A 2,591-nucleotide genomic window follows, 5' to 3' on the forward strand; every position below is an offset into this window, starting at 1 on the left:
AAGAGGATGGTCCCGCCGCCCGATCCAGGAACGAGAACCTGCGAACAACCAGGCACTTCGGCCGGGCCTTCTGGAAACGGCTGACGGGCTATCACGCCCGAAGTCGGATCGAAGCCCAGATGCTCCGCCTCAAAGCCTTTGGGGACCGCATCGCCTCACGCGACCCCGACCGCCAAGCCGCCGAGATCCACACCCGCATCGCCCTGATGAACCGCTTTTCAGCCCTGGGCAGGGCGGAGATCGTGCGCGCCGTCTGAACCGAAGGGGAAAGGGCCAAGCTCGGCCTCAGACCGAGTTATGCAACAACGCCTCTGGCCCGCGCGGATTAGATCCTGCGGACGAAGGCGGCCTGTCTTGCAAGGGACCTGGAAGCCTGCAAGGGGGTTACCACCTCGCCGTGGAACGAACCGCCAAAGGCGCGACCTTCAGGCCAACGACACTTTTTGCAGGACACAGACTTGAGAAACGCCAAAGACAACGATCTTGCCGACCGCCGCACTGCCGCTGCCGACGCCAAAGCCGCTCTCCTTCGCGGCTACCAAGCCAAAAAGGATGCCGCAGAACCGACCCGCCTTGCACGGCAGGCAGAGCGTCTGGCGGTAGCCACAGCCAGGCAAGAACGGCACCAAGAGCGGGATCGTATAAAGCTTGAGGAACTGGCGCAGCAGAAGGAGCAGGAGCGCATCCAAGCCGAGGCTGCCGAATACGAGAAAGCGGCTAATGTTGCAGCCAGAGCTCAGGCAGAAGCCCGGGAAAAGACTGACAACCTGATCGCTCGAGTGATCAGGGACGAGGCCACACGAAAGGCCGAACGTGACCAGCGCTATGCCAATCGCAAGGCGAGACGGTAAGAGCGGCCCAGCTGCCGCTCTACCTTCCACGCGGCATGGGGAGCTGGCCATGAACGTCGCCGTCGTACAACTCGCCTGCCTGTGCCGATACCTCCGAGCTCTGAGGCCGTCAGACAGGACATAGTGGTCGACGAGCAGTTGTCCCTATGTGCGGCCTGAGGCGCGAGATATGTGGGCCGGCTTCCTCGCAAAACGCGCCACCAGCCCCATCTATAAGCAGGCCCGCGCAGTACTCCTGCGCGAGGATATGGGGGACCCTCACATGGGTGCCAGCCTACCGAACACCACCATCAATTTTGACCGACATCAGAACGATAGGGCCAAGGCTCGCTGGACGTACGAAAGGGTCCGAAGGCAGACCGCGAACTTCGACCGCGAACCGTCTCCCAATGAGCCGGACGCCAGCCCGATGGAGGCCCGAGTCCGCCGGTTTGGGTAAGCACCGACGAGCAGGAGATTGGCCAATCGCTTGTGCCTCGATCTGAAGGAATGTGAGAACAGGGGGCTTGAGTGGGCCCTTGCCTTGCATTGGCCCTGCTCCACCTGTCTTCTTGCAGACGTTAATCGACCGCGATCCACTGTTCTCCCTTGCCGGCCGCAGTTCCTCGACGTGAGACTGACGACGCCAGGCTGCCGCAGCACGCGGGCAGCAACTCTGAAGGGAGACCTCACGATGGCCACGGGCACCGTGAAATGGTTCAACGTCACCAAAGGCTTCGGCTTCATCGAACCTGATGGGGGCGGCGGCAAGGACGTGTTTGTGCACATCTCCGCCGTCGAGCGCTCGGGCCTGACTGGGCTCAAGGACAACCAGAAGGTCAGCTTCGACGTCGAGTCGGGCCGCGACGGCCGTGAGTCTGCGGTTAACCTGAAGCCGCTGTGACCCACGCGGGGGTGGAGGACGTCTCCCACCCCCTCCAGCCTCGCCGCGTGCGGGACTGATGAGCTGTCCGGGCTAGTCTCCGGCCCCGCTCGTCGGGTTGGTTGTCTCTGCCAACCCACCGATCAGGCGCAGCAGGACCTGCTTCTCGGGGCCCATGCCGCCCCGAGCCAGGAACTCGCCGAGTTCGATGTCGCTGGCCTGACCTCCTGAAGGCAGGTTAGGCCTGTGCCGGACAAAGGCGCGTCCGCTGGCCGAGTCCTGGATCAGGCTCCAGCGGTCGCCGTTCTCGCTGACGTAGAGCATCCTCTCACTGATAGACAGGTGCCGTTCCTCCCGACCTGCTGGCTCAGAACTGAGCAAAGCAACGAGGTCTCCCCCGCCGCTTCAGCTCCCGGACGGCTTCGTCATCAGGTCCACGCAGAACTGCCACGTCATCCCACTGGCCCGCTGCGCCGCCGAAACCTGTTCGCGTCAGTCTTGGATGAACTCGGGATCTGAAGAGCGACGGCTTCGGGCCGCCGAGCGCCGTCCAAGATCCTGAAAGAACTCCGACCAGCCAACCACGGCCGGCCGCTTCGGTTCGAACGCGACCACTTCGGTTCGACAGCTCGGTCGTCATTGCTCTGCGGAGGCGTCGGCTCATCCATCAAGGATGCTCCACCCGGCGGGCGAGAAGGATGCCTGCTGCTACCTTTAAGGTAGCGCCCCTGAGGGGTACTTCGACACGGGGTGCGGGACTATCGCGTAAGCTCTTAGTGGTTCATCCGGCAAGTCAGGCTGCTTTTGGCGGCAGAGCGATCCCGGGCTGGCGTCGTGGCTGGTGCCGGCGCCGCCGGCCCCAGACGAACGGATGCCGG

The 2,591-nt window shown here is 63.5% G+C and carries 3 protein-coding genes and 1 pseudogene; 3 read left to right on the top strand and 1 reads right to left on the bottom strand.

Features of this window, described 5'->3' with window-relative positions; all coding sequences use genetic code 11:
• The 3 genes and pseudogenes from RUMESO_RS02305 to RUMESO_RS02315 form a co-directional block, all read left to right on the top strand.
• Positions 1-257, top strand: a pseudogene (locus RUMESO_RS02305) (IS5/IS1182 family transposase); the annotation flags it as partial.
• Between the two features lie 201 nt (positions 258-458).
• Positions 459-851 (top strand): DUF6481 family protein, encoded by a 393-nt coding sequence (locus tag RUMESO_RS23765; protein ID WP_082483302.1) that lies wholly within the window; start codon positions 459-461, stop codon positions 849-851.
• Positions 852-1,524: 673 nt separating this feature from the next.
• The gene (locus RUMESO_RS02315) at positions 1,525-1,734 is read left to right on the top strand and encodes a cold-shock protein (RefSeq protein ID WP_037277805.1); all 210 of its coding nucleotides are present in this window, start codon (positions 1,525-1,527) and stop codon (positions 1,732-1,734) included.
• A 72-nt stretch (positions 1,735-1,806) separates the two neighbouring features.
• Here RUMESO_RS02315 and RUMESO_RS02320 read toward each other — a convergent pair whose 3' ends face one another.
• Positions 1,807-2,037: a hypothetical protein gene (locus RUMESO_RS02320; RefSeq protein WP_211262754.1), complete on the bottom strand. Its 231-nt coding sequence runs from the start codon at positions 2,035-2,037 to the stop codon at positions 1,807-1,809.
• Positions 2,038-2,591 lie beyond the last annotated feature (554 nt).

This window comes from Rubellimicrobium mesophilum DSM 19309 (genome assembly GCF_000600335.2).
Lineage (GTDB): Bacteria > Pseudomonadota > Alphaproteobacteria > Rhodobacterales > Rhodobacteraceae > Rubellimicrobium > Rubellimicrobium mesophilum.